This window comes from Nocardia cyriacigeorgica (genome assembly GCF_010858045.1).
GTDB classification, from domain to species: domain Bacteria; phylum Actinomycetota; class Actinomycetes; order Mycobacteriales; family Mycobacteriaceae; genus Nocardia; species Nocardia cyriacigeorgica_E.
The window spans coordinates 1-289 of the sequence record NZ_JAAGVC010000331.1 but is presented as its reverse complement, the minus strand read 5'-3'; the positions used below and the strand labels follow the sequence as shown (position 1 = coordinate 289).

At 67.1% G+C, this 289-nt stretch carries 1 protein-coding gene; it reads left to right on the top strand.

What is annotated here, in order from left to right; translation table 11 throughout:
* Positions 1-289: aldehyde dehydrogenase family protein (locus GV790_RS29915; protein ID WP_163818163.1), on the top strand; the 289-nt coding region annotated here is incomplete at both ends.

Genomic DNA, 289 nt, shown 5'->3' with positions numbered 1-289 from the left:
CTGCGCAACGGCGGCGAGGCGTGCACCGCGGCCAACCGTTTCCACGTCCAGCGCGGCGTCGTGGCGGAATTCACCACCAAACTGATCGAGGCGATGTCCGCATCGGTGACCCTCGGTCCTGGCATCGATCCGGATACCACCCTCGGCCCGCTGATCACCGAGAACCAGCTGAATACCGTTCGTGACCTGGTCGATGACGCTGTCGGCGCGGGCGCGACCGTCCGGCTCGGCGGTAAGGCGCCGGAGGGGCCCGGCTGGTTCTATCCGGCCACGATCCTGACCGATATTC